Annotated in this window: 26 protein-coding genes; 5 read left to right on the forward strand and 21 right to left on the reverse strand. The window is 57.4% G+C overall.

Annotated features, from left to right (window positions below):
• The first annotated feature begins 3 nt into the window (after positions 1–3).
• Entirely contained in the window at positions 4–1155 is a 1152-nt protein-coding gene (gene pdxB, locus CFB02_RS04400; RefSeq protein ID WP_088557030.1) for a 4-phosphoerythronate dehydrogenase PdxB, read from the forward strand.
• 50 nt (positions 1156–1205) lie between these two features.
• Here the strand turns inward: pdxB and htpX are convergent, their stop codons facing one another.
• The 3 genes from htpX to CFB02_RS04415 form a co-directional block, all read right to left on the reverse strand.
• A complete protein-coding gene (gene htpX, locus CFB02_RS04405) occupies positions 1206–2087 on the reverse strand; it encodes a protease HtpX (protein ID WP_088557031.1) in 882 nt (293 codons plus the stop codon).
• A 95-nt stretch (positions 2088–2182) separates the two neighbouring features.
• Positions 2183–2653 carry a hypothetical protein gene (locus CFB02_RS04410; RefSeq protein ID WP_088557032.1) on the reverse strand — a complete coding sequence of 157 codons (471 nt, stop codon included), beginning with the start codon at positions 2651–2653 and terminating at the stop codon, positions 2183–2185.
• 11 nt (positions 2654–2664) lie between these two features.
• On the reverse strand, positions 2665–3879 hold the full coding sequence (locus CFB02_RS04415) for a pyridoxal phosphate-dependent aminotransferase (protein ID WP_014577437.1): 1215 nt from the start codon (positions 3877–3879) through the stop codon (positions 2665–2667).
• A 252-nt stretch (positions 3880–4131) separates the two neighbouring features.
• On the opposite strand from CFB02_RS04415, the gene CFB02_RS04420 reads away from it, so the two are divergent.
• Positions 4132–4623 carry a glutathione peroxidase gene (locus CFB02_RS04420; protein ID WP_088557033.1) on the forward strand — a complete coding sequence of 164 codons (492 nt, stop codon included), beginning with the start codon at positions 4132–4134 and terminating at the stop codon, positions 4621–4623.
• Positions 4624–4632: 9 nt separating this feature from the next.
• Here the strand turns inward: CFB02_RS04420 and CFB02_RS04425 are convergent, their stop codons facing one another.
• Both CFB02_RS04425 and CFB02_RS04430 read right to left on the reverse strand, forming a co-directional pair.
• Positions 4633–6960 (reverse strand): ATP-binding protein, encoded by a 2328-nt coding sequence (locus tag CFB02_RS04425; RefSeq protein WP_088557034.1) that lies wholly within the window; start codon positions 6958–6960, stop codon positions 4633–4635.
• Positions 6961–7013: 53 nt separating this feature from the next.
• On the reverse strand, positions 7014–7781 hold the full coding sequence (locus CFB02_RS04430) for a hypothetical protein (protein WP_088557035.1): 768 nt from the start codon (positions 7779–7781) through the stop codon (positions 7014–7016).
• A gap of 235 nt (positions 7782–8016) precedes the next feature.
• On the opposite strand from CFB02_RS04430, the gene CFB02_RS04435 reads away from it, so the two are divergent.
• Positions 8017–9027, forward strand: a complete 1011-nt coding sequence (locus tag CFB02_RS04435) for a LysR family transcriptional regulator (RefSeq protein WP_088557036.1) — start codon at positions 8017–8019, stop codon at positions 9025–9027.
• Here CFB02_RS04435 and CFB02_RS18440 read toward each other — a convergent pair.
• The 8 genes from CFB02_RS18440 to CFB02_RS18475 all read right to left on the reverse strand — a co-directional run bounded on the left by CFB02_RS18440 (position 9016) and on the right by CFB02_RS18475 (position 16065).
• On the reverse strand, positions 9016–9981 hold the full coding sequence (locus tag CFB02_RS18440) for a GNAT family N-acetyltransferase (protein ID WP_062782559.1): 966 nt from the start codon (positions 9979–9981) through the stop codon (positions 9016–9018). The two genes, CFB02_RS04435 and CFB02_RS18440, sit on opposite strands and share 12 nt — an antisense overlap.
• A 5-nt stretch (positions 9982–9986) precedes the next feature.
• On the reverse strand, positions 9987–11138 hold the full coding sequence (locus tag CFB02_RS04445) for a cupin domain-containing protein (RefSeq protein ID WP_088557037.1): 1152 nt from the start codon (positions 11136–11138) through the stop codon (positions 9987–9989).
• A gap of 17 nt (positions 11139–11155) precedes the next feature.
• Positions 11156–12523, reverse strand: a complete 1368-nt coding sequence (gene purB / locus CFB02_RS04450) for an adenylosuccinate lyase (protein ID WP_088557038.1) — start codon at positions 12521–12523, stop codon at positions 11156–11158.
• An 87-nt stretch (positions 12524–12610) separates the two neighbouring features.
• Positions 12611–13255: a high frequency lysogenization protein HflD gene (gene hflD / locus CFB02_RS04455; protein WP_088557039.1), complete on the reverse strand. Its 645-nt coding sequence runs from the start codon at positions 13253–13255 to the stop codon at positions 12611–12613.
• A complete protein-coding gene (gene mnmA / locus CFB02_RS04460) occupies positions 13252–14439 on the reverse strand; it encodes a tRNA 2-thiouridine(34) synthase MnmA (RefSeq protein WP_088557040.1) in 1188 nt (395 codons plus the stop codon). The genes hflD and mnmA overlap by 4 nt, the downstream gene beginning before the upstream one ends.
• Before the next feature lie 36 nt (positions 14440–14475).
• Positions 14476–14940 carry an NUDIX hydrolase gene (locus CFB02_RS04465; RefSeq protein ID WP_088557041.1) on the reverse strand — a complete coding sequence of 155 codons (465 nt, stop codon included), beginning with the start codon at positions 14938–14940 and terminating at the stop codon, positions 14476–14478.
• Positions 14937–15569 (reverse strand): pseudouridine synthase, encoded by a 633-nt coding sequence (locus CFB02_RS04470; RefSeq protein ID WP_088557042.1) that lies wholly within the window; start codon positions 15567–15569, stop codon positions 14937–14939. The genes CFB02_RS04465 and CFB02_RS04470 overlap by 4 nt, the downstream gene beginning before the upstream one ends.
• A 184-nt stretch (positions 15570–15753) precedes the next feature.
• Complete coding sequence (locus CFB02_RS18475) at positions 15754–16065, reverse strand: cold shock domain-containing protein (protein WP_088557043.1); 312 nt, start codon at positions 16063–16065, stop codon at positions 15754–15756.
• Positions 16066–16371: 306 nt separating this feature from the next.
• Between CFB02_RS18475 and clpS the strand changes: the two genes are divergently transcribed.
• Positions 16372–16731 (forward strand): ATP-dependent Clp protease adapter ClpS, encoded by a 360-nt coding sequence (gene clpS, locus CFB02_RS04480; protein ID WP_008169202.1) that lies wholly within the window; start codon positions 16372–16374, stop codon positions 16729–16731.
• An 18-nt stretch (positions 16732–16749) separates the two neighbouring features.
• On the forward strand, positions 16750–19020 hold the full coding sequence (gene clpA, locus CFB02_RS04485; protein ID WP_088557044.1) for an ATP-dependent Clp protease ATP-binding subunit ClpA: 2271 nt from the start codon (positions 16750–16752) through the stop codon (positions 19018–19020).
• Positions 19021–19125: 105 nt separating this feature from the next.
• On the opposite strand, the gene infA is transcribed toward clpA, so the two are convergent.
• The 8 genes from infA to CFB02_RS04525 all read right to left on the reverse strand — a co-directional run bounded on the left by infA (position 19126) and on the right by CFB02_RS04525 (position 25447).
• On the reverse strand, positions 19126–19344 hold the full coding sequence (infA, locus tag CFB02_RS04490) for a translation initiation factor IF-1 (RefSeq protein ID WP_008169200.1): 219 nt from the start codon (positions 19342–19344) through the stop codon (positions 19126–19128).
• Positions 19345–19424: 80 nt separating this feature from the next.
• The gene (locus CFB02_RS04495) at positions 19425–20138 is read right to left on the reverse strand and encodes an arginyltransferase (RefSeq protein ID WP_088557045.1); all 714 of its coding nucleotides are present in this window, start codon (positions 20136–20138) and stop codon (positions 19425–19427) included.
• On the reverse strand, positions 20139–20852 hold the full coding sequence (gene aat / locus CFB02_RS04500; protein ID WP_088557046.1) for a leucyl/phenylalanyl-tRNA--protein transferase: 714 nt from the start codon (positions 20850–20852) through the stop codon (positions 20139–20141).
• A gap of 203 nt (positions 20853–21055) precedes the next feature.
• Positions 21056–22009 carry a thioredoxin-disulfide reductase gene (gene trxB / locus CFB02_RS04505; protein WP_088557047.1) on the reverse strand — a complete coding sequence of 318 codons (954 nt, stop codon included), beginning with the start codon at positions 22007–22009 and terminating at the stop codon, positions 21056–21058.
• A gap of 142 nt (positions 22010–22151) precedes the next feature.
• Positions 22152–23063 (reverse strand): AAA family ATPase, encoded by a 912-nt coding sequence (locus CFB02_RS04510; protein ID WP_014577419.1) that lies wholly within the window; start codon positions 23061–23063, stop codon positions 22152–22154.
• A 7-nt stretch (positions 23064–23070) separates the two neighbouring features.
• Entirely contained in the window at positions 23071–23994 is a 924-nt protein-coding gene (locus CFB02_RS04515; RefSeq protein ID WP_088557048.1) for a carbon-nitrogen hydrolase, read from the reverse strand.
• Positions 23994–25043, reverse strand: a complete 1050-nt coding sequence (locus tag CFB02_RS04520) for an agmatine/peptidylarginine deiminase (RefSeq protein ID WP_227519316.1) — start codon at positions 25041–25043, stop codon at positions 23994–23996. The genes CFB02_RS04515 and CFB02_RS04520 overlap by 1 nt, the downstream gene beginning before the upstream one ends.
• A 101-nt stretch (positions 25044–25144) precedes the next feature.
• Positions 25145–25447: a hypothetical protein gene (locus CFB02_RS04525; RefSeq protein ID WP_088557050.1), complete on the reverse strand. Its 303-nt coding sequence runs from the start codon at positions 25445–25447 to the stop codon at positions 25145–25147.

The raw sequence follows: 25447 nt of genomic DNA on the forward strand, positions 1-25447 counted from the left end.
ACCATGTTGATCGTAGCAGACGAAAACATTCCCTTACTGGATTCCTTTTTCGGCGATATCGGCGAAATTCGCCGGGTATCCGGCCGTTCCATGTCGAACGAGGATGTCCGGGATGCCGATATCGTGCTGGTTCGTTCCGTAACCAGGGTAAATCGTGAGCTCCTGGAGGGCAGTCGGGTTCGGTTTGTTGGCACAACCACAATCGGTACCGACCATGTCGATCTCGATTGGCTCGAGGGCGCGGATATTTGCTTCTCGGCGGCGCCGGGCTGCAACGCCAACAGTGTTGCCGAGTACGTGTTGTCTGTGCTCTCGCTGCATGCGGAGCGGCGTGGCCTTGCTGACTGGTCCCAGCTCAGTGTTGGTATTGTGGGGGTCGGCAATGTCGGTGGTGAATTGGCCCACAAACTAGAGCGCCTTGGATTTGATGTGCGCCTCTGTGATCCGCCCAGGGCGGATCGGGAAGAGGACGACCAAGAGTTTGTGTCGCTGGAAGAGGCCATGAAGTGTGATGTGGTGTCCCTGCACACACCTTTGACGCGAGAAGGGGACCATCCCACGCTGCATATGATTGGTCATCCCGAGCTTGAGGCTCTGGGCGCAAATCAGCTCCTTATCAATGCTGGTCGCGGAGAAGTCATCGACTCGTCAGCATTGCTGGCCCGGCTTGACCAGGGCAACGCGCCGACCGTGGCGCTGGATGTATGGGAGCAGGAGCCGAGGATTCATCCCGAACTGGTTGACCGGGTCTGGCTGGCGACACCGCACATCGCCGGATACAGCCTCGAAGGCAAGGTTCAGGGGACGGAAATGATCTACCAGGCGCTTAGCCAGTTTCTGGGCTTGCCGGTTCGTAAAAAAGCCGGCCAGTTTTTACCGGAGCCGGCGCTCAGCAAGATTTCCTTTACCAGCTCGGCCGACGAAGAAGATGCCATCCGCATTGCGCTGAGGGCTTGCTATGACCCTCGTCCCGATGATGCCCGATTGCGGAATGCCATGACCGGATCCGTTGAAGAGCGAGGTGCGGCCTTTGACAGGCTCCGTCGTGATTACCCGGTACGTCGGGAGTGTTCCAGTCTCAAGATTCAGCTCAAGGGCACCAGCAAATCGCTGCAGGACAGTTTCCGGGCCATTGGGTTCAAGTTGAAAATCTGAACGAGTCATACCTGTACAACAAGAAACGGGGCCCCAGGGCCCCGTTTTTGTTACAGCTTGGCGTGCTGCAATGCCTGTATCCGATCTTCCAGGGGCGGATGCGTCATAAACAGGGCACTCAGGCCGCCCCGGGCTCCGCGATTGATGCCGAATGCCTGAAGGGAGTCCGGCATCTGATCCGGCACTTCACTTTCCTGTTTCAGTCTTGCCAGCGCGCTGATCATGGCTGTGCGCCCCGCCAGTTGGGCGCCAGCGATGTCGGCCCGGAATTCCCGCCGGCGGGAGAACCAGAACACGATCGTGCTGGCCAGAATGCCCAGGACAATCTCGGCAACGATGCTGACGGCGAAAAACCCAAGGCCATGCCCACTTTCGTTCTTGAATATCACCCGGTCAACAAACGAACCGATGACCCGGGAGGCGAAGATCACGAACGTGTTCACTACACCCTGAATCAGAGCCAGGGTCACCATGTCGCCATTGGCCACGTGACCGATTTCGTGGCCCAGAACTGCCCGGATTTCGTCCTTGTTGAAGCGATGCAAAAGGCCCTCGCTGACGGCGACCAGCGCATCGTTTTTGTTCCAGCCCGTTGCGAAGGCGTTGGATTGGGACGCCGGGAAAATGGCCACCTCCGGCATCCCGATACCGGCGTTCTTCGCCAACTCGGCTACGGTATCCACCAGCCAGCGCTCGGCAGGTGTTCTCGGGGACTCAATAACCCGTGCCTTGGTGCTCCACTTGGCCATTCGTTTGGATATCAGTAGAGACACAATGGCGCCGGCAAATCCGAAGACCGCCGCGAAAGCCAGCAAAGAGCCATACTGAATACCATTCTGGGCGAGGTAGCTATCCACGCCCAACAGTCGCAGTGTAAAGCTCGCGACAAGAATGACAGCAAGGTTGGTTGCCAGAAACAGCAGAATACGCATGTTGGTGCCCTGATCAGTTCGTCAAAGAAAATAAAGCCGCTATTCAGACCGTTATATGCGGTCGCGGTTCAATCAATCAACGAGCTTACGGTGATTTAATAATTGCCGCGGTCGGCAAAAAAGGTTGCCTGCATGATCTGGCTGATTCGGGCGGAGTTCCCCCCGCGCAGCGCCTTGCGAATCAGGTGGATGTGAGTGGAAAGATCCTCCTGAACGGAAGGGGGCAGATTACCGGCAGCCGTTTCCTCGGGGATTCCGAACTCGCTGGTCAGAGTCTCTGGCGCCGGCGCGCTCAGGCGGATAAAGGCGTCTCTGGTCAGAACCGCCTGGTCCAGAGCTTCCTGGCGGATGGTGTCGACGTACCGGAGCAGACCTTCCTCTGCGAGCCAGAGCAGGGCGCCGAAACAGGCCATGTGTCGCTTGCTGTGCAGGCCAAATTCGTCCGGCTCATCCGGGCCGGCAATGTCCTCGACAAACAGGTTGATGCGCCTGGGAAAGGCACCATACAGTTGCACCAGGGCAATGGCCGCATCCTTGTAGAATTCCTCGACGTGAATATCCGCCATGGTTTTCCCCGTTATTGCTGGTATTGGCCAAGGAAATTGCCGAGCCGGCCCATGGCATCCTCGAGGGTATCTTCCCTGGGCAGGAACACGACTCTCAGGTGCTGCCTGTCATCGATATTGAAGGCCGACCCCTGCACCAGAAGGATTTTCTCCTGCAACAGCAGGTCCAGAACCAGTTTCTCGTCGTTCACGATAGGGAAGTGCTTGGGATCCAGTTTCGGAAACAGGTACAGCGCACCCTGGGGTTTGACGCAGCTCACGCCCGGAATGTCGTTAAGCATACGCCAGGCGGTTTCCCGTTGCTCGTAGAGCCGCCCGCCTGGCGCCACCAGATCGTTGATGGACTGGTAGCCTCCCAGGGCTGTCTGAATGGCCAGTTGGGCCGGAACGTTGGCACACAGGCGCATATTCGAGAGCATGTCGATGCCTTCGATCAGATCTTTCGCCCGGTGTTTTGCGCCACTGACGATCATCCAGCCCGAGCGGTAACCCGCTGCACGGTAATTCTTGGACAGGCCGTTATAGGTAAAGAACAGCACGTCGTCGGCCAGTGAGGCGGTAGAGATGTGCTGGGTACCGTCATAGAGGATCTTGTCGTAGATCTCGTCCGACAGAATGATCAGGTTGTGCTTGCGGGCCAGTTCGATGACCTGCTCCAGAAGCTCTTTTGAATACACTGCCCCGGTCGGGTTGTTGGGGTTGATCAGAACAATGGCACGGGTCCGCCGGGTGATCTTCTTGCGGATATCGTCAATATCCGGAAACCAGTCCTGCTGTTCGTCGCAGCGATAGTGCACGGGCTTGCCGCTGGAAAGTGTGACGGCTGCGGTCCACAAGGGGTAGTCGGGGGCGGGGATCAGGACTTCGTCGCCGGTATTCAACATGGCCTGCATCGTCATAACGATCAACTCGCTGACGCCGTTGCCCAGGAAAATATCGTCAATATCGACCTTGTCGATACCCCGCTGCTGGCAGTAGTGCATGACCGCCTTGCGGGCGGAGAACAACCCCTTCGACTCCACATAGCCCTGAGCCTGGTGCATGTTGTAGATGACGTCCTGCTGGATTTCTTCCGGGACATCCAGTTCGAACGCTGCAGGGTTGCCAATATTAAGCTTGAGTACCCGGTGACCCTCTTCCTCTAGCCGGCGTGCTTCCCGCAGAACCACGCCACGGATTTCATAACACACGTTATCCAGCTTGGCGGATTTGTAGTAGTTCTGCATAAGACCCGGACGTCCTTCTTTTGAGATCGAAAAATGGCACCTGCCAATACGAGAGGCCTTTATTCTAGCGGAGCGAGGCCCGGCGGCAACAGGGGAATTATGATGAATTGTGTCGTGTTAAGGCAGATTTAGCACACAAACCTGAACCGGTTTTTAAAAATGATCGCCGTAGAGCCTGCATTGCCATGGTTTTTTGGTCTGTGTTGTGAACAATGGAGTTACGACGAACACAAACATCGAAGGGAGAGCTCAATGGCAGGCGAGACGGTCTACGATTTTACGGTAAGGGATATCAAGGGTAATGAACAAAGCATGGCAGAGTACCGGGGCAAGGTGCTCCTGATCGTGAATACCGCGAGTAAATGTGGTTTCACACCGCAATTCGAAGGTCTGCAGTCCCTGCACAACGAATTGGGGAGTAAGGGGTTTGAGGTTCTGGGCTTTCCCTGCAACCAGTTCCTTAATCAGGACCCGGGTGACGAGGATGCAATTAGCCAGTTCTGCAGTCTTAACTACGGGGTCGACTTCCCCATGTTTTCCAAGATCGAAGTCAACGGTGATGGCGCCCACCCACTGTTTCGTTTTCTCAAGCATGAAGCCAAGGGACTGATGGGGTCGGAAAAGGTCAAGTGGAACTTCACCAAGTTCCTGGTGGCTCCCGATGGCAAGGTGGTACGTCGCTATCCGCCTACAACCAAGCCGGAAGATATTCGGGCCGACATCGAGAAACTCTTACCGGCCTGAAGGCCGCCGTCAAATCGCGGGGCGCCAGCGGTCGATGACTGTCCGGAGCTCTTCGCGCTTGTACGGCTTGGTAATGTAGTCGTTCATGCCAGAGGCGAGGCAATCCTCGCGGTCGCCCTGCATCACATTGGCGGTAACAGCAATGATAGGCAGGTCTTTCCATTCCGGGTTTTGCCGAATCCTCTGTGTTGCTTCGTAGCCGTCCATAACCGGCATCTGGCAATCCATCAGCACCAGGTCATAGTGGTTGTGTTCCAGTGCCTGTATGGCCTTGAGACCGTTCTCTGCATGATCTGTGCGATGGCCGAGTTTCTTGAGCAGGCTGACGGCCACCATCTGGTTGACCTGATTGTCCTCCACCAGAAGGATTTTCAGGGAAGCCGCCGTGCCGGTTTGCTCATGGTCTTCCACGGCGTTAGCAGGTTGTTCGTCGCTGTTCAGCAGCCCCGCGGCCAGAAGCAGGCAACGTAGCAATTCATCCCGTCGCATTGGCAACGAGAGCAGCTGTTGCTGCCCCAGGGCAGGAGGCAGGGTGCCGGAAGAGTCCACCAGCACGACGCCGGCGCCTTGCCAGTTGTCGGCGAATACCAGGGTTTCTTCGTCTCCGGCGTTGGCAAGTGCAAGTAGAATTCCATCCGGGTGTCTGCTTGCGCCGCGTATCGGGATGTCCCATTTGCGAAGTTGGGCTTCGATCGCAGACCGGTGTGGGTTGTCCGGTGGTATTGCCATCGCTATGCCAATGTCCTTGAGCCGGGAATCCACGCGGGGCAGATCATGATCTTCGCTGGCTTCATGAACCGGCAGGGGCAGGGTAACGGTGAAGTGTGTGCCGCTGCCCTCCCGGGAGTCCACCAGAATCTGGCCATGCATGCGTTCGACAAGTTGACGGCAAAGCGTCAGGCCGAGACCGGTGCCCCCATAAAGCCGCGTGGTCTCTGCATCAGCCTGGGAGAAGGGTGAGAAAATCCGGTGCAGGCCCTCGGTAGACATACCGATCCCGGTGTCTACCACATCGATTCTCAGGCTACCCCCGGAGCAGGCCGCCTTTAGTTTTACGCTGCCTTTGTCCGTGAATTTGATGGCATTGCTCAAGAGGTTGTTGAGCACCTGGCGTACCCGTGTCGGATCTCCCAGGAAGTTCTCAGGCAGATCCGGATCGATTTCGGTGACCAGGTGAATACGCTTGCGCCGCGCCTGTTGGGCATGGAGTGTCGCGCACTCTTCGATCAGGTGTCGGACACTGAAGGGGATGTTTTCCAGACTGAGTTTGCCGGCCTCCACTTTCGAGATATCCAGTATGTCGTTAAGCAGCCCGAGCAGGCTTTCACCGGCGTTGAGGGCGATTTCTATCCTGTTGCGCTGGGCAGAATCCAGCTCGCTCTCGAGTGCCAGGCCGAGCATCCCGAGAACGCCATTGAGCGGAGTCCGGATCTCATGGCTCATGCTGGCCAGGAAATTGGCCCTTGCCCGTGCCCGGCGAACTGCATCTTCCTTGGCTTTGACCAGGGCGCGATTACCACGCTGCAAAGCATCGTTCTTTTCGGAGATCTCCCGGGTCCGGTCCGCCACCTCCTGCTCAAGCTGGGTGGAGTAGTTTTTCATGGCACTCTCGGCGTGCCGGAGTTGTGCAAGGCTCGAATCGATGGTTTCCAGGTGCTGGTTGATGATACCAACCATGGTCCCGATCTCGTCTTCCCGATGGTTTGCCGGGATCGGAAGCCTGACTTTTTCCGGAGAGGTAGCCCGCACCTGGCTCAGTGCGCTGATCACATTGAGCATGGGACGGGTCAGCACAAAATAGAAAATGGCAAGGAGCGCTGCAGACAGGATCAGGCTTTTCAGTAGCCCGCTGATCAGCGTGTAACCGGCTCGTTGGAGGAAGAGCGCCCCATAGTGATAGGTGTCAATGGTGACGATCAGATGCCCAAGTGGCAGATCCTCAAGCTGCGGAACCCGGAGCTCCTGTCGAAATACGCGATCCGGCCCGAACAGCAGATCGCTGACCCAGCGATAGGGCGAGACCGGGCTGCTCTTGCTGGATGCTGCCATGGTCTCGTCGTCATTATCGGTAATCCGGGCATCAATGGTCGCGGGATGGCGAAGCAGGCCGTCGAGCAATTCTTCCGCCAGACGGACGTCGATGTTGTAGGCAATCTGGGAGGCCGGGCTGTTGCTGATATCGATCAGCGCATGGATTTCCTTTTCCATGGAATCCTTCGCGCTGAAGTAGTCCAGGGTAATCTGGACCACATTCAGCACCAGGCCGAGGGCCATGGCAACGAGGACCGTGTCTCGAGTCAGTCTATAGGAAAGCCGTTGTTTGAAGCCGTTGCTCACGGGTTTGCACTGTCCCTGTTGACGGGCCTTTCACAGCGACCCGTTCGGTACCTTCAGTCGTCGTAATCGGCCTTTTTCTTCCACTCATCGTCGTGGAGAAAAGTATCCCACTCACGGTCCAGTTTGGACTCTCCCTGCGGGCTTTCCTTACCCTCTGCACCCATGGCCTCAAGTTCCTGAATGCGCGTCCGGAAGCTCTTCACTGCTTTCATGGCAAGTGGATTGTCGCGGGATTTGCCCATTTCGGTACTGGCCAGGTGATAGGCATGAATGGCCTTCCGGATCTGGTTCTGGCGAACATAGTCCCGGGCCTGAAACACATGCAGATCCGCGTGGGTCTTGTGGACCAGGAAGAGCACATACTTGAGGTTTTTCTTGGCTGTGGCCGAGTTAATCCGCCCGCTCTTGTGCATGGCTTCAATCATCTTGAACAGATTCTGAAGCAATTCCTTGACGCAATTGGACTTTTCCGCGGAATCAATCTTGACTGGCGTGGTGGTGTCGCGCTTTTCAACGATCTGTGTTTTCAGTTCTGCAGCGGACTTCTGCCATTCCTTGACCGGCAGGTTCGACTTCAGGCCGGCCAACTCCGCGCAAGCTTCTTCCATGCGTTGAATCAGGAGCAGTTTCAGATCCGCTGTCAGGTATTGGCCAGGAATTTCGGTCAGCAGGCGATTGGCCCTGTTATAGGCGTCTTCCTGAGCGGTAATCTTGCGCGCCCGTTCAATCCGGGCGCGCTCCCGCATCTGGCTGAGCACAATAATGACAATCGAGACGGTAACGATGGCCGCCAGCAGAAGGACGATCGTAGTGGTATCCATTTTGTCAGTAACGACTCCGGCTTCAGGATCAAATGATGGCGGGTGTACAAACCGGCCTCAAAACACCGATATTATTCAGCAAGTATCCGAAAGACTAGCAGAAATACCGCTCCAGATCCGTTTTCAAATGTGAAAGTTCGTGTTGCTGATTGATTACGTGAATCCTTGCTATCATGTATATTGCTCTCGTGAATGAGCCTCGCTCTTCCTGTTGTTCTGGCGTTCCGGAGTTTTTGTGGATATTTCCCGTGTTGATCTGAACCTGCTTGTTTACCTGGACGTGCTGCTGCGTGAGCGGAATGTTACCAAGGCAGCGAACCACCTGGGTATTACCCAGCCTGCCATGAGCAATGGTTTGAAGCGGTTGCGGGATCTGTTCAGTGATCCGCTCCTGGTGCGAACCAGTGAGGGTATGACGGCCACAGAGCGCGCGCGTGAATTACAACCGCTTGTGCGGGGAATCCTGTCGGATATTGAACAGGCCGTGCAAGATAAGACCCCGTTTTCGGCTCTTGAAAGCCAGCGTGTGTTCCGGATCATGGCCAGTGATTATGCCGAATCCTGCCTGATGCCCCGGGTTCTGAGGCGGATCCGCCAGGAAGCGCCCCATGTAACCCTGGACGTGCTCACGCCCAGTGACGTCAGCTTCCTGGATGTCGAGCAGGGGCGGTTGGATATGGCGATTAACCGGTTCGACAAGATCCCCCAGTCTTTCCATCAGAAGACGCTCTGGACCGAGTATTTTGCCTGTCTGATGAACGCCCGTAATCCTGTGCTAAGGGAGCCGTTCACGCTGGATACCTATCTGGATGCCAGTCACATCTGGGTCAGCAAGACCGGATTTGGTGTTGGTGTTGGTGTAAACCCGAAGGATGTCCAGCGGCTGGGCTGGGTTGATGAGGCGCTGTCTAGAATGGGGCGCAAGCGTCAGATTTCCGTATTCACCCGTCACTATCAGGTTGCGATGCTGCTCGCTGAGCAGCATGACCTGATTGCCACGCTGCCATCCCGGGCAGCCTGGCTGCAGAAAGACAACCCGAATCTTGTGGTCAAGGTGCCTCCGTTCGAGATTCCACCGTTCGAGCTGAAAATGGCCTGGAGCCCTCTGTTGCAGCACAACGCGGACCATCAATGGCTGCGCAAACTGATTGCTGAGGTGGCTACGGAGGTGGATACCGAGTTTGCTCCGTTCGGGGCGAGGTTCGAGGCGCCGGACGCGCCCCAGGCCTATCACTCAGAGCGGTAATTCCCGAAGCTCCAGGGAAGGGCGGGCCGCATCCCACATGCGCTGGAAGTTTTCCGACAAGAGCTTTACGCGGCCACCGTCCGAGAACTTGGCGAAACCCTCTGGCTTGTAGAAATCATGTCGGTACACCACGCCTTCACGGTCCGCAATAATGAAGGGCTGGTCCTCAACCGGGTAGTCCTCGTTGACAAGTCGAAGTTCCATGCGGCTCGGCAGCCGGCGCATCAGTTCGACCAGTGTATGTCGACGTTTCACCAGCGGCTTGTCGTCGTGGATCAGCAGCCTGACTTCGCTGAGCCGGTGCCGACGGGCCAGGGCGGAGATCAGCTCCCGGAAACGATGCCGGTCATAAAGATCGTGTTCGAGCAGGCGGTCATACAGCCAGATGCGCTGGCCGGCCTGGCCAACCACCGAATCCATCAATCCCAGTAGCCTGGCCTCGGTATCGAACAGCCAGGAGTCTGTGTCGCTGCCCAGAATCATCGGCCGGTCCCGGGAGCCAAGGCCCTCGGCGGCGAGTCCCGGTGCCAGGCTACGCATGTCAAAGTGGGGAATGCCGGCGTCGTCGTAAACGCCCGAACAGACATGGAAGCCTGACCGCTGATAAAAAGGAATGGCGTGCTCCTGGGCAGACAACCTGAGCTCGGCAAAACGGTCAGCCGATTCTGCGATCAGGTGCCTGAGCAATGCTTCCCCGATACCCTGTCCGCGGTACTGGGGCAGGATCGCCATGCGACCGATGTGGCCGGTCTCTTCAAGGGTTGAAAACAGTCGTGCCACGCCTGCCGGGGTATTGTCTGGCAGCACTGCCAGATAGTGATCGGCAATTTCGTCGGTTTCATCCCACTCCAGCTCCGGCGGAACTTTCTGTTCCTCAATAAACACCTGCTGGCGGATATCCCGGATGGATGCCGGGGCCAGTTGCCAGCTGTATTTGCGAAACCGGATGCTCATAACGCCTATTCGAAGTAAACCGAGCCTTGATTGTAGAGCGTGGTCAGAAGTCCAAGCAATGCTTCGTCTTCGGAGAGCCGGGCGAGGGTCGCCATATCGACGCGGGCCCCCGAGCACAGAAGCGGAGCAAACGGCTGGGCATCGCCCTTAAGCAGGAACTGCTCGCCGTCCACAAACAGGGCGGTTTCGCTGGCAAACTCGTAGTAGGCGAAACGGGAGCCTTCGTTCCATCGCAGCTGCTCGCCCGCGTGTATTGCTTCGGCGACGTCTCCGGTGGACGCTGGCTCCTCCGCCGGCACGACTATATCCATGCTCTTGGGCGCCGTTGAGAACTGGCCAAACCAGAGTGCCAGTTGCCGGCGGTCCTCAAGCTTTTCCCGGATAACGGTCTCGAGGCGGTCAACCACGTCCGGCTGAATCGTGCCCGGATTGTCCTGTATTTTCAGATCCGGATCGTTCAGGTGATCTGAGGCGTCAGACTGGCTGCAGAGGAAATCGGTAAATCCAGTCAGAATGTCATCCATGGTGGGTGCACGGAAGCCCACCGACAGCGTGATACAGTCATCCTCGGCCACTCCATGGTGGCCAATACCCGGCGGCAAATAAAGCATGTCACCGGGTGCCAGAGTAACGGTTTCTTCGCCATCCCAGCTGCTCAGAATGCGCAGCGGAGTGCCCTCCACGCGGGGGGAGGTATGATCGCAATGGCCTCCAAACGTCCACCGGCGGTGGCCCTGGGCCTGGAGGAGGAATACATCATATTGGTCATAATGGGGGCCAACGCTGCCGCCTTTCGGGGCAAAACTGGCCATGATGTCATCCAGCCGCCAATTTGGGATGAAGCGGAAGTGTTCCAGCAAATCTGCAATATCGGGCACCCAGTGGTCCAGCCCCTGCACCAGGAGCGTCCAGTCCTGTTCGGGCAGGCTGCTGAACCGGTCCGGCGAAAAGGGGCCGTTGTGGAGTTGCCAGGGCTTGCCATCGTCATTTTCGATCACAATCCGGGACTCCACGCCCTCCTCACAGGCCAGGCCGGCCAGTTCATCAGCGCTGACCGGGCACTGGAAATCGGGAAACGCCTGACGGATAACCAGCGGCTTTTTCTGCCAATAGTCCCGCAGAAATTCAGAGGGTGTGAGTCCGCCAAGCATGTCCATGGGTGTTACTCCCTGTTTCAGATGTTTTGTGCCTGATCGACTGCGTTACCGATGTAACGGCCCGGCGTCAAAGCCATCAGTTCGGCCTTGGCCTGCTCCGGAATGTCGAGGCTCTCAACGAAATTCTTGATCACTTCCGGCGTCATTGCCTTGCCACGGGTCAATGCCTTGAGTTTTTCATAGGGCTTTTCGATATTGTAACGGCGCATCACCGTTTGGATCGGTTCGGCAAGCACTTCCCAGGCATGGTCCAGATCTTCATCCAGTCGGGCCGGATTGATTTCCAGTTTGCCCAAGCCTTTGAGGGTGGCTTCGTAGGCAATCAAACTGTGCGCAAAGCCAACACCCAGGTTACGCAGTACGGTGGAGTCGGTCAGATCCCGCTGCCAGCGTGATATCGGCAGTTTGGCAGAGAGGTGGCTGAACAGCGCATTGGCGATGCCAAGGTTGCCCTCGGAGTTCTCGAAATCGATGGGATTGACCTTGTGGGGCATGGTCGAAGAGCCTACTTCGCCTTCCACTGTTTTCTGCTTGAAGTAGCCGAGGGAAATATAGCCCCAGATGTCACGGTCCAGGTCGATCAGGATGGTGTTAAAGCGAGCGACGGAGTCATACAGCTCGGCAATGTAATCGTGCGGTTCGATCTGGGTGGTGTAAGGGTTCCAGTCGAGTCCGAGGCTCTCGATGAACTCTCGTGCGTTCTGGGCCCAGTCGATTTCCGGATAGGCGGAGAGATGGGCGTTGTAATTACCCACGGCACCGTTGATCTTGCCCAACAGCTCGGTTTCCCGGATCTGTTTTACCTGGCGACGCAGACGGTGAACGACGTTCGCCAGCTCTTTGCCCACGGTCGTGGGCGAGGCCGTCTGGCCGTGAGTGCGCGACAGCATCGGCTGTTCGGCGTGGTCATGAGAAAGCTGCGCCAACTTGTCGACAACGCGGTCCATGGCTGGCAGCATGCCGTGGTCCAGGCCTTCCCGCAGCATCAGCGCATGGGAGAGGTTATTGATGTCTTCGGAAGTGCAGGCGAAGTGAACAAATTCCGTGACAGCGTGAAGCTCAGGAACGCCGGCGATCTTTTCCTTGATGAAGTACTCCACCGCTTTCACATCGTGATTGGTGGTGCGTTCGATGTCTTTGATACGCTCTGCGTCTTCCAGGCTGAATTCGCTCACCAGACGGTCCAGGAAGCCGTTGGCGTCGGCGGAAAACGTGGGAACCTCGGCCACGCCGGGGTGAGCGGCCAGTTTCTGAAGCCAGCGGATCTCGACGGTCACCCGGTTCCTGATCAGGCCGTACTCACTGAAAATTTCACGGAAGACGCTGACCTTGTTGCCATAGCGTCCATCGACCGGGGAAATGGCGGTCAGGGCGGTGAGTTCCATCGAAAACCTCTCAAGTCATCAAAGAATCGGATCAAAAGAAAATAGGGGTGAATATCATACACCACCGCCGGCTCTGAATCAGCGCCGTCAGTGGTAGAGGGAGCGATTGGCTTCTTCAGCCAGCTCGCCGGCAAGCCCGATCACTTTCTTGCGGGCAAAGATCAGTTGCCAGCGTCGGCCGCCGGTCTGGCGCCAGAGCACGGCGGAACGGATACCCGCCAGCAGCAGTGCCCGCACTTTCGCGGCATTCTCCTCGCGCTGGAGCACAGAGGGGTTTCCGCTCACCTGGATACGCTGGCGAAAGGTGCTGATGGTATCGGCGTAGACGGAAGCCAGATTGCTGATCAGGTTCGGGTGTGTGTACCCAAAGTGGCTGGCGGTGTGCCTGGCCTGGTCAATGCGACTGCCAATCACGTCCAGCATGTCAGAGCGGCGATTCAGTTTGGATTCGAGCTGGATCAGGTTGAGGGCGTAGCGCAGAACTTCGATGTCCTGCTGCCGTGACTGCTGGCTGAGCACCGAGGACAGGGTGACGAGGCCTTCGCGGATATCGCGAAGCTCGCCTCCGTAGACGTCCAGTGTGTTCTCGGGGTTGGTGGCAAACAGGGAACGGATAGATGTTTCCAGGCTGGCCTCGTTGCACTGGCCATTGTGGGCAATCTGCTGGACCAGGTTGGCGGCCTGGAATACCCCGGCCAACGCCAGGGTCTGATCCTTGAGTGAGCGGCTCATGCGGTTTGTTCCTCGGAACGTGTGCCGGTCAGACGATCCGGAAGTGGTTCGTCGTCACGCCAGGTCTGCTCAATAACGCCGCCACCAAGGCACACCTCGCCGTCGTAGAAAACCACGGACTGCCCGGGCGTGACAGCGCGCTGGGCGTCGTCAAAATCGACGCGGACACCGCCGTCGATCAACAGAACCTGGCAATCCTGATCCGGCTGGCGATAACGGGTTTTGGCCTTGCAGCGGAAACGTCCAGAAGGTGCCTCTCCGGCAACCCAGTCGATCGGGCCGGATACGAGGCCACGAGAAAAGAGCAGGGGATGGTGTTTGCCCTGAACCGCAACAAGCACATTGCGTCTGAGGTCTTTCTCTGCCACATACCAGGGCTCGTCCCCGAATTCACTGAGACCGCCAATGCCCAGGCCCTGTCTCTGGCCGATGGTGTGATACATAAGGCCCTGGTGCCGGCCAATTTTCTGGCCATCCGGTGTTTCAATGTCGCCGGGCTGGGCCGGAAGGTATTGCTTCAGGAAGTCTTTGAACTTGCGTTCGCCGATAAAGCAGATACCGGTGGAGTCTTTTTTATCATGGGTAACGAAACCCTGCTGCTCGGCAATACGGCGGACTTCCGGTTTTTCCAGCTCGCCGACCGGGAAAAGGGTCCGCGCAATGCGGTCGCCGGAGACGGCATGCAGGAAATAGCTCTGGTCCTTGTTCGGATCCAGTCCCTTCAGGAGTTGGGCCTTGCCCGTTGAACCAGCAATCGGCCGCTGCCGGGCGTAGTGGCCCGTTGCGATATAGTCGGCACCAAGGGTGATGGCATAGTCCAGAAAAGCCCGGAATTTCACTTCTTTGTTACAAAGAATATCCGGATTGGGTGTTCGTCCGGCCTGATATTCAGAGAGGAAGTGCTCAAAAACCCGGTCCCAGTACTCGGCCGCAAAACTGGCGGTGTGCAGTTTGATGCCGATGGCATCGGCTACGGCCTGGGCGTCGGCCAGATCTGTCATGGCCGTACAGTATTCTGTGCCGTCATCCTCGTCCCAATTTTTCATGAACAGGCCTTCAACCAGGTAGCCCTGATCTTTCAGAAGCCAGGCGGCCACTGAAGAATCCACGCCGCCGGACATGCCGACGATCACGCGCCTGCTGGCGTTGCTGTTTGGAGAGGAGGCTTCGGGTGCGTTGGTCATGACAGCTTCGTTACCGGCTAAAAAACCGCGAGTTTATCATCTTTCCGAGGGTGCCGTCTGCGCGTCCACCACTACGTCCAGCGGGTATTGCCGGCCGTTTCGGTAATCTTCTATGCACTGGATGACCAGCGGACTGCGCAGTTTGTCCCCCAGCGCGCGGATTTCATCCAGGGTGAGCCAGTGGGCGGCGATGATGCCATCGTCCAGCTGTTCAGTAACCCGGTCGCCAGCCCGCGCGGCGTAGCAGAAACGATAGTAGGTGACGCCGTTGGCCGGAGCCTTGTAGGTGTAAATGCCAAGGAAGTGTATGGGCTCTATGTTCCAGCCCGTCTCTTCGAGGGTTTCCCGTCGAACGGCATCCAGAATGGCTTCATCTTCTTCGATATGGCCAGCCGGCTGGTTGAAAACAACCTTGCCGCCGCTGACCTCTTCAACCATCAGGTAACGGCCGGCTTCATCCTCGACTATAACGGCCACGGTAGCATGGGGTGTCCAGGTCATGATTTCCGGTTTCTCCTGGTTCGGGCGCCAGCGACGTTGCCGCGGCGAGTTGGTTTTAGTGGAGCGGGTAGATTGACGCTTATCGTTCGATGGGTCCCGGATTCGAGGCCGTCAAGGGTCCAGTCACCAATCCGGTACCGGATCAGGCGAAGTGTCGGAAACCCGACAGCAGCAGTCATTCGACGTACCTGCCGGTTCTTGCCCTCGGTTATAGTCAGTTCAATCCAGCTCGTCGGAATGGTATCTCGATGTCGCACCGGTGGCACTCTTGGCCAGACCGCCGGGGCAGCCATTCTGGCGGCTTTTGCCGGCCGGGTCAGACCATCCTTGAGCTGGACACCGGTAGCCAGATGTCTCAGTGCTTTTTCAGAAATGTTTCCTTCTACCTGCACCCAGTAGGTCTTTGGCATCTTCAGTGATGGTGATGCTATGCGGTGTTGGAGGGAGCCTTCCGCGGTCAGAAGGAGCAGGCCCTCGGAATCGTAATCCAGGCGTCCGGCCGGATAAATGCCCGGGATGCGCACGTAATCTGCGAGGGTAGCGCGAGGTGGTTTACTTCCGGAACCGCCATCGTCGGTAAATTGGCTCAGAACGTGAAAGGGTTTATTGAAAAGCACGAGTTCGGCCATGCGCAGGTCTTTCCCGGATATCCGCTGTTTTTGAGCAGTGCAGCGTACTGCAAACAGGAAGGCTGGCAAAGTAGGGCGGGCGCCAACGCCCATGGTGACCTTGTCCCCGACGTTTTCTGAAGGACAAAAAAACACCCCCACCAGTAGACGACCGGTGGGTGTGATTTTACGTTACCAGGACAGATCAGGCGTTGACTGCACGGGGCGGATAACCGTCCCTGCCTGATTCCTGCTGGCCTGATTGTCTGGCAGAGTCGCTGCTGGCGTCAGTTTGCGCCTTGCTGGCAGTCAACTCGTCAGGAACGATGTTGACTGCGTGAATGCCCTTGTCGCTGGGCTTTTTGTCGAAGGTTACGGCCTGGCCGGCTTTTAAGGTCTTGTAGCCGTCCATTTGCACCGAAGAGAAGTGCGCAAACAGGTCGTCACTGCAGCCATCTTCGATGATGAATCCGTACCCTTTGGCATTGTTGAACCACTTGACCTTGCCTCTTGGCATGATGAACTCCCCTGTTCTTTTGCTGTCTCTATTCTTGTTAGTTATCTGTGTGCCTATCGGCGCCGTCGCACATTCGGTCCGAATCCTGTTACACAAACCTTGCATGGATTTACATTATTTTACATTGCAACTTAACTTTCGGCCAATCATCGCGGTGAGTCAATAGTTTCTATGCCTGGAATGTGTGGTTGAACGCAGTCTGGAAGCGGTATCATGTTCGTATTGATAAATATCTCATGCCCCGCTTGAAAACCCCGGGGCGGACATCCACATTTAACAAGGGCACCGATAAACCGGTAAGGAATGATGCGGACTATCGAAAATTCTCTACTAGTATTCAATCAGGGGGAGGACGAACAACCGGGGCGACAGGATGACCTCAGCGTTGCTCCCGAGAAGCCCGCTCTCAAGCGCCCGGCGCGATACAGGGTTGTGCTTCTGAACGATGATTACACGCCCATGGATTTTGTGGTCGATGTGTTGATGAAGTTCTTCGGAATGAATGAGGAAAAGGCGACGCAGGTGATGCTGCTCGTCCATACACAGGGAAAAGCTGTATGCGGGGTATATACCCGGGACATCGCGGAAACAAAGGCGGCACAGGTGAACCAGTATTCTTCGGAATGCGAGCATCCGCTCCTTTGCGAGATTGAACGTGCGGACTGATAGACGTTGGGGTGGCCCATGCTGAGCAAAGATCTAGAAATTACGCTGAATACGGCCTTCAAGAATGCCCGGGACAAGCGTCATGAGTTCATGACCGTGGAGCATTTGTTGCTGGCCCTACTGGATAATGAATCGGCAGTGGGCGTTCTGAAAGCCTGTGGTGCAGACCTCAAGCGGCTTCAGGAAGAGCTTGTCGAATTCGTGGACTCCACCACACCTTTGATTCCGAGCAGCGACAGCGAGCGCGAGACCCAGCCAACACTGGGGTTCCAGCGTGTCCTGCAAAGGGCTGTGTTCCATGTGCAGTCCTCGGGCAAGAAAGAGGTAACCGGCGCCAATGTGCTGGTGGCCATCTTCAGTGAACAGGAAAGCCAGGCGGTGTATGTGCTCAAGAAACAGAGCATTGCCCGCATTGATGTGGTCAACTTTGTTTCCCACGGCATTTCCAGGGTTCAGGGCGCAGAAGATCAGGAAAGTCACGACCAGGCGCCACACGAGGAGGCTGGCGAGGAAGGCGGACAATCCAAGCCCCTCGAAAGCTACGCCACTAACCTGAACGAGCAGGCCCGTCAGGGCCGCATTGATCCGCTGATCGGCCGTGAACACGAAGTCGAGCGGGTGGTGCAGATCCTTGTACGCCGCCGGAAGAACAATCCGCTGCTGGTCGGTGAGGCCGGGGTTGGCAAAACCGCCATCGCGGAGGGGCTCGCCAAGCGTATCGTCGACGGACAGGTCCCCGATATTATCTCCGATGCGGTGGTCTACTCGCTGGATCTGGGTGCCCTGCTGGCCGGAACCAAATACCGCGGCGATTTCGAAAAGCGTCTGAAAGGGCTGCTTGCCGAACTCAAGAAAGAAAACCACGCGATCCTGTTCATCGATGAGATCCACACCATCATCGGAGCGGGCTCTGCCTCCGGCGGCGTGATGGATGCGTCGAATCTGTTGAAGCCCATGCTCAGTTCGGGTGAAATCCGGTGCATTGGCTCAACAACGTTTCAGGAGTTCCGGGGTATTTTCGAGAAAGACAGCGCCCTGGCGCGCCGTTTCCAGAAAATCGATGTGAACGAGCCCAGTGTTGAGGACACCTATCAGATCCTGAAGGGCCTCAAGCCGAATTTCGAAAAGCACCACGATCTCAAATACACCGACAAGGCGCTTCGGGTGGCTGCAGAGTTGTCCGACCGTTACATCACCGATCGTCACCTGCCGGACAAGGCGATTGACGTCATTGACGAGGCGGGCGCGCGCCAGAGGCTGCAGCCGGAAGGCAAGCGCAAGAAGACCGTTGATGTCACCGAGATCGAGGATGTGGTTGCAAATATTGCCCGTATCCCGCCGAAGAACGTGTCTACCAGCGACAAGGATCTGCTGCGGAACCTGGAGCGGGATCTGAAGATGACGGTCTTTGGTCAGGATCCGGCCATCGAATCGCTGTCCACTGCTATCAAGCTGGCTCGCGCCGGACTCAAGGCCCCCGAGAAGCCAGAGGGTGCCTTCCTGTTCGCAGGGCCGACCGGTGTCGGTAAAACCGAGGTTACCAAGCAGTTGGCCAAGGTTCTGGGTATCGAACTGGTACGCTTTGATATGTCGGAGTATATGGAGCGGCATACCGTATCACGGCTGATCGGTGCGCCTCCCGGCTACGTTGGTTACGATCAGGGCGGCCTGTTGACCGAGTCGGTGAACAAGCATCCGCACTGTGTCCTGCTGCTGGACGAGATCGAGAAGGCCCATCCGGAAGTGTTCAACCTCCTGCTGCAGGTCATGGATCACGGCACGCTGACGGATAACAACGGCCGCAAGGCAGATTTCCGCCACGTGATTCTGGTAATGACCACCAATGCCGGTGCCGAGAGCATGGCTCGTCGCTCTATTGGCTTCAGCGAGCAGGATCACAGCACCGACGGCATGGAAATTATCAGCAAGACCTTCACGCCGGAATTCCGCAATCGCCTTGACGGTATCATCCAGTTCGGCGACCTGCAGATTGACACCATCACCCACGTGGTGGACAAGTTCCTCACCGAGCTGCAGGCGCAGCTGGACGAGAAGCATGTGGTTCTGCATGTGGATGACGAGGCGAAGGCCTGGTTGGCTGAAAAGGGCTACGACGTCACCATGGGGGCCCGCCCCATGTCCCGCCTGATCCAGGACAAGATCAAGCGGCCGCTGGCCGAGCAGATCCTGTTCGGGCGCCTTTCAGAGAAAGGCGGGGATGTCTTCATCCACCTGCGCGATGACGAGCTGGTATTCGAGTACGAGGACGAGCCTGCAGAGGCGATCTGAGAGAGGCTCGATTAAAGAAAAACCGCTGCCCGGGCAACCGGCAGCGGTTTTTTTGTGCCCTGACGAAAAAAGCCCCCGAAGGGGCTTTCAGATGTCATGGGAGCATCAACGGGCGCGATATACGATCCGGCCCTTGCTCAGGTCGTAGGGAGTCAGCTCAACCTTGACCTTGTCACCTGTCAGGATGCGGATGTAGTTCTTGCGCATCTTTCCGGAGATATGGGCTGTAACAACATGACCGTTGCTCAGCTCAACGCGGAACATGGTGTTTGGAAGGGTATCGATAATAACGCCTTCCATTTCAATGGCATCTGATTTCGGCATTCAGTAGAAACCTCGTTTGAATATGCTTCTGGTGATTCTAAATTGCGCAATTCTGCCTGATTTATCGGCGTTTGGCAAAGTTAGCCTGCGTCCAGTTCACGCCAGTGCCCGTCTCTCAGTGCTTCGATGGGTCGGAAGCGTGTTTTGTAATTCATTTTTCGGCACTGCTTGATCCAGTAACCGAGGTACAGGTGGGGAAGCCCCCTGCGGCGGGCTTCCTCAATTTGCCAAAGGATTGCGAAGGTGCCCAGGCTGCGGTCCTCCAGATCAGCGTCGAAAACTGTATAGATTGCCGAAAGGCCATCGTCGAGAAGATCGACTGCTGCCAGTCCTACCAGCCGTTCGCCCTGGTGGATTTCCAGAAACCAGGAATCGGTTGCGCCTTCTACCAGAAACGAGGTGAACTGTTCCCGGGTCGGCGGGTACATATCGCCGTCCTTGTGCCTTTGTTCGATGTAATTGGCGTAGAGCTGGTAATACCTTTCCGCGAAGGTGGCGGGCACCATGGCGCACTGCAAATCCTTGTTTTTCCGGAGAACCCGCCGCTGGCTTCTGTCCGGCTTGAAATCATCAACCTTCAACCGTACCGGTATGCAGGCATTGCACTGCTCACAGTGAGGGCGGTAGTAGTGGGATCCGCTGCGGCGAAAGCCGAGAGCCGTGAGTTGGCTGTAAAGCTTTTTGTCGATATGAGCCCGCGGATCCACAAACATGGTCGTGGCCTCGCGGTCTGGCAGGTAGCTGCAATCGTGCGGTGGTGTCGCGAAGAACACCAGGGTTCTGAGATTGCTCATTCACTCCTCCGGCCCGGGCCAACGCCATCGGAAGTTCCAGTCGGTCTGATCCGGTTTCTGATCGATGCTCATCCTGAGTATAGATAAAAACTCTTCCCGTGGAATAGTCCGTGCGCCCATGGTAAGCAGGTGCCGGCTCTCTACCTGGCAATCCATGATCCGGTAGCCCCAGAGCTGTAACTGGTGCGCCAGGTGAACCATGAGAACTTTGGACGCGTTGGTTTCCAGAGAAAACATGGATTCACCGAAGAAACACCGGCCAATGGCCAGTCCATACATGCCACCGGCCAATTCACCACGCCGGTTCCAGATTTCGATGGAGTGGGCGACGCCCATGCGATGCAGCTCTGAGTAGCTGGCAATCATTTCTTCGGTAATCCAGGTACCTTCGGCACGGGTTGAGGCGCACAGGCGGATGATTCGTCCGAAGTGTCTGTCGGCGGTTACCTGGAAGCGCTCTTGGTTCAGGGTTCGGCGCAGGCTCCGTGAAACGTGGATTTCGTTCGGAAAAAGGACACACCGTGGATTCGGCGACCACCACAAAATGGGCTGGTCGTCGCTGTACCAGGGGAAGATGCCGTTCCGGTAGGCCAGTATGAGTCGCTCGGTGGAAAGGTCGCCGCCGAGGGCAAGAAGGCCGTCCGGGTCGTCCAGGGCTTCGTTGGCGGGGGGGAACCAGAGTTGGTCCGGGTCTAGCCAGGGTAGTGAGGTCATCCTTCTCCGGTTTTTACTGCCTAATTCGCGTTGATCTGAATACTAACGGGCCTGGGAGTCGCGGCCGGGAGGGCCAGCCTTCTAAAACACGCTATGGATACGTCCATGTACGCTTGGCTCCGCCATCCCTGGCTCCGCACAGTTTTAGAAGGCTGGCCCTCCCGGCCTCGATCAATTTCCGTTTGGTCTTCTAAAAGACTAGATCAATCCTGCTGATCCAGAAACTTTTCCGCATCAAGGGCGGCCATGCAACCGAAGCCGGCGGAGGTGACGGCCTGGCGGTAGACGTGGTCGGCTACGTCGCCGGCGGCGAATACGCCGGGAATGCTGCTCTGGGTGGCCATGCCTTCGAGGCCGGAGCGGATGCTGATGTAGCCGTTCTCCATGTCCAACTGGCCCTGGAACAGGTCGGTGTTGGGTTTGTGGCCGATGGCGATGAATACGCCGGCCAGGTCCATTTCCTGGGTGGAGTCGTCTTTGGTGCTTTTGATGCGCATACCGGTGACGCCGGTGCCGTCGCCCAGGACTTCGTCGAGGGTGTGGTCCCAGACAATCTTGACGTTGCCGTTTTCGGCTTTTTCAAACAGTTTGTCCTGGAGGATCTTCTCGGCACGCAGGCTGTCTCGGCGGTGCACCAGGGTCACTTCGTCGGCAATGTTGGAGAGGTACAGAGCCTCTTCGACCGCGGTGTTACCGCCGCCAATAACGGCAACTTTCTGCTTCTTGTAGAAGAAACCGTCGCAGGTGGCGCAGGCGGAGACGCCCTGGCCTTTGAATTTCTCTTCAGACTCGAGGCCGAGATACATGGCGGAGGCGCCGGTCGCAATGATCAGGGCGTCGCAGGTGTATTCGCCGCCGTCGCCCTTGAGGCGGAATGGGCGGTTATGAAGGTCGGCTTCGTTGATGGTGTCGTAGACGATGCTGGTTTCGAAGCGTTCGGCGTGCTTGAGCATGCGCTGCATGAGCTCCGGGCCCTGAACGCCGTCATTGTCGCCGGGCCAGTTGTCGACGTCGGTGGTGGTGGTGAGCTGGCCGCCGACTTCAATACCGGTAATCAGGGTCGGGTTCAGGTTGGCACGCGCTGCGTAAACGGCAGCGGTGTAACCTGCGGGGCCGGAACCGAGGATGATCAGTCGGGAATGTTTGGTGTCGCTCATTGGGAATTCTCTCACTGAAAAAGCCGTACGTTGCCGGGCCCCGGTTTCAGGGCCAGACGCTTCGGGGAAAGGAGCAAAGGCTAACATGAAAGGCGCGGTCTGCCATTCGTTTTGGCCAATTCCGCTTATAAAACCTTGCTATTTACTCAAGCACAGAAACCGTTGCCAACAGTTGACGAACCCTTTCCGCGCTTTTGCCGGACTCGCCCTGTTCGAGACGGTGGGCTGCCACTGCAGGGAACACGGCCTGGATGTCGTCAGGCAACACGTGATGACGCCCCTCCATCAGGGCCCAGGCCTTGGCGGCCCGCACCAGTCCCAATCCCGCCCGGGGCGAGAGCCCGTAAAGAAGGCCGGGCATTCTCCGGCTCTGTTCCAGTAATCGTTGCACGTAATCCAGAAGAGCCGGGCTGGCGGTTATCCGGGTAACGCCTTCCTGCAGGGTTTTCAGGTCGGCCTGGGAGAGCAGGGTCGGCAGCTTTTCGGTCATGGCACGACGGTCTTCGCCCTCCAGGAGCTCCCGCTCGGCCCGTGGGTCCGGATAGCCGAGGCGAAGGCGCATGAGGAACCGGTCCAGCTGGGACTCGGGCAGGGGGTAGGTGCCGCCCTGCTCGATGGGATTCTGGGTGGCAATCACGAAGAACGGATGTGGCAGGGGCCGGGTCTCGCCCTCGATGGACACTTGTCGTTCTTCCATGGCTTCGAGCAGAGCGCTCTGTGTTCGCGGTGATGCCCGGTTGATTTCATCAGCCAACACCACCTGGGCAAAAATCGGGCCGGGATGGAATACCAGGCTGCCGGCCTGTTTGTCGTACATGGAGTAACCCAGTACATCCGCCGGAAGCAGGTCGTTGGTGAACTGGATGCGCTGGTAAGTCAGCCCCATCACCTTGGCCAGGGCATGGGAAAGGGTGGTTTTGCCCATGCCGGGGATATCTTCGATCAGCAGGTGCCCGCGGGCCAGCAGCCCGCAGAGGGCAAGGCGTACCTGTTGGTCTTTGCCCAGGAGTATCTGGTTCAGTTCACTGACTACGGTATCGACCAGTTTTTTCATTCGGGGCTCAGTCTCTTACGCGTTTGAGGATGTCGCCGTAGGCGTCTATTCGGCGATCTCTCAAATACGGCCAGATACGGCGAACCGATTCACTGCGGTTGCGATCCAGGGTGACGGCAAGGATGCATTCGGAGCTGTCATCGCCCCGGGCCAGCAACTCACCCTGCGGGCCACAGATAAAACTGTTGCCCCAGAAACGGATGCCGTCGCTGTGCCCGGAGGGGTCGGGTTCAGTACCTACCCGGTTCGGAGCCACCACCGGCAGGTTGTTGGCAACGGCATGGCCCCTTTGCACGGTGACCCAGGCGTCCAGTTGACGCGCCTGTTCATCGGGGTTATCCGTTACATCCCAGCCGATCGCAGTGGGGTAGATCAGGATCTCGGCGCCAGCCAGGGCCATAAGCCTTGCGGCCTCGGGGTACCACTGGTCCCAGCACACCAGCACGCCGAGCCTGCCGGCAGACGTATCGATAGGCGTGAAACCGCTGCGGCCATCGTTGAACTGGGCGTCACCGGGCGTGAAGTAGAATTTTTCATAGAAACCCGGGTCGTCCGGAATGTGCATTTTTCGGTAAAGCCCTGCCAGGGAGCCGTCTTTCTCAAATACAACCGCCGTGTTGTGGTACACGCCGTTCATACGACGTTCGAAAATGGATCCAACCAGCACAACACCCAGTTCCCGGGCCAGGTCAGACAGGCGCTTGCTGGTAGGACCGGGAATCGGCTCTGCCAGCTCGAAAACAGACGTTTCCTCGGTCTGGCAAAAATATAAGGTGGCGTGAAGTTCCTGGAGGACCACCAGGTTGGCGCCACTGGCTACGGCCTCACGGACCAGTTTCTCGGTAGTGGCGAGGCTGGCGGCCTTGTCGCTGCTGCAGGCCTGCTGGATGGCGGCAACATTGATTTGGCTTTTGCGCAACTCACTGCTCATCAACTGACTACTCCGGCGGGAATTTGCATAGTCACACAATGAAGGCTGCCATGCTGACGAATCAATGGTCGGCAATTGATCGGCACTATTTCTCGTGTCGGAAAGATCTCTTTCATGACAGCAATGGCGTCCTGATCCTGATCAACGCCGTACACGGGAAGCAAAACCGCCTCATTGATGATCAGGAAGTTGGCGTAGGTGGCCGGAAGACGTTCACCGTCCTCATCATGAATGGCCTCGGGCCAGGGCAGAGGCGTCAGCTTGTAGGGGGCGCCGTCGGCCTGGCGGAACTCCTGAAGTTCCTCCTCCATGGCTGCCAACGCGCTGTAGTGTTCATCCGCCACATCTGGGCAAGTCACGTAGCAGATGTGATCCGGGGCGCAAAATCGGGCGAGGGTATCTATGTGGCTGTCGGTGTCATCCCCGGCAAGATAGCCGTGGTTGAGCCAGAAAATCCGCCGGATTCCCAGCACCTCGGAAAGCAGCTGTTCAATCGCCGTGCGATCCATGGCCGGGTTTCGGGTTGGCGTCAGCAGGCACTCGGATGTGGTCAGCAGGGTGCCCTGACCATCGGATTCAAATGAACCCCCTTCCAGCACAAAACCGACCTGCTGCATCCTGGTTGTGCCGAAGACGCCAGCATTGAAAAGGTGATTATTTAACGCATCGTCCTTTTCCCAGGGGAACTTGCCGCCCCAGGCGTTGAACCTGAAATCCAGCAGTGTCGGCCCTTCATCGGTGAGAACGGTGATTGGTCCATGGTCGCGGGCCCAGGTGTCATTCGCCGGTGCCGGAACCGATCTCACGCGGCCCGGAAACCCGTTGTCGGCGGCGTAGCGATTGAGGTCCCGTTCGAGCTCCTGCAGGCGGACAACGTGTTCGCAACTGATGACAAGGTGTTCGTGTGGGAGTACGGCTTTCGCGATGTCGAGGAACACCGGTTCAACCTCGTCGATCAAGCCTGCCCAGTCGGTTCCCGGATGGGGCCAGGTCAGCATGACGGCACTCTGGGGCGCCCACTCTGCGGGCAACACTCGTTTGGTTGTCACTACGTCACCTTGAATCATAAAAGACGCCATTCTAACCAACGATTGGTTGAACGTCAGGACATGGGAAGGGAATTTCCAGCCTGGAAAGGCCCCTCGGGCCTTCAGCGATTCGGCTTGAGAACGGTGTGGATAACCCGGTCGCCTTCGAAATACACGATAAAGCCCTGATAGTGCCATTGGGTGATCGGTGGCTGGCCTACGGGACCTTCAATTTCCACGGGTGCACCCCAGGAAGCGCGCACTGATGACTGGCTCATGCCAGAGCCGGGGAAGCTGGCCTCGGCTCGATCGGCCTGGGTGCCGACTGGCACGCGGACTTCTTCAGCTACCGCGGACATCATCGGGAAAAGGGCCAGCGTGGCAGTCACTGCCAGTGCGCCGCACAGGGTAGTTTGTTTTCTCAT

The organism is Marinobacter sp. es.042, from assembly GCF_900188315.1.
In the GTDB taxonomy this organism is placed as follows: domain Bacteria; phylum Pseudomonadota; class Gammaproteobacteria; order Pseudomonadales; family Oleiphilaceae; genus Marinobacter.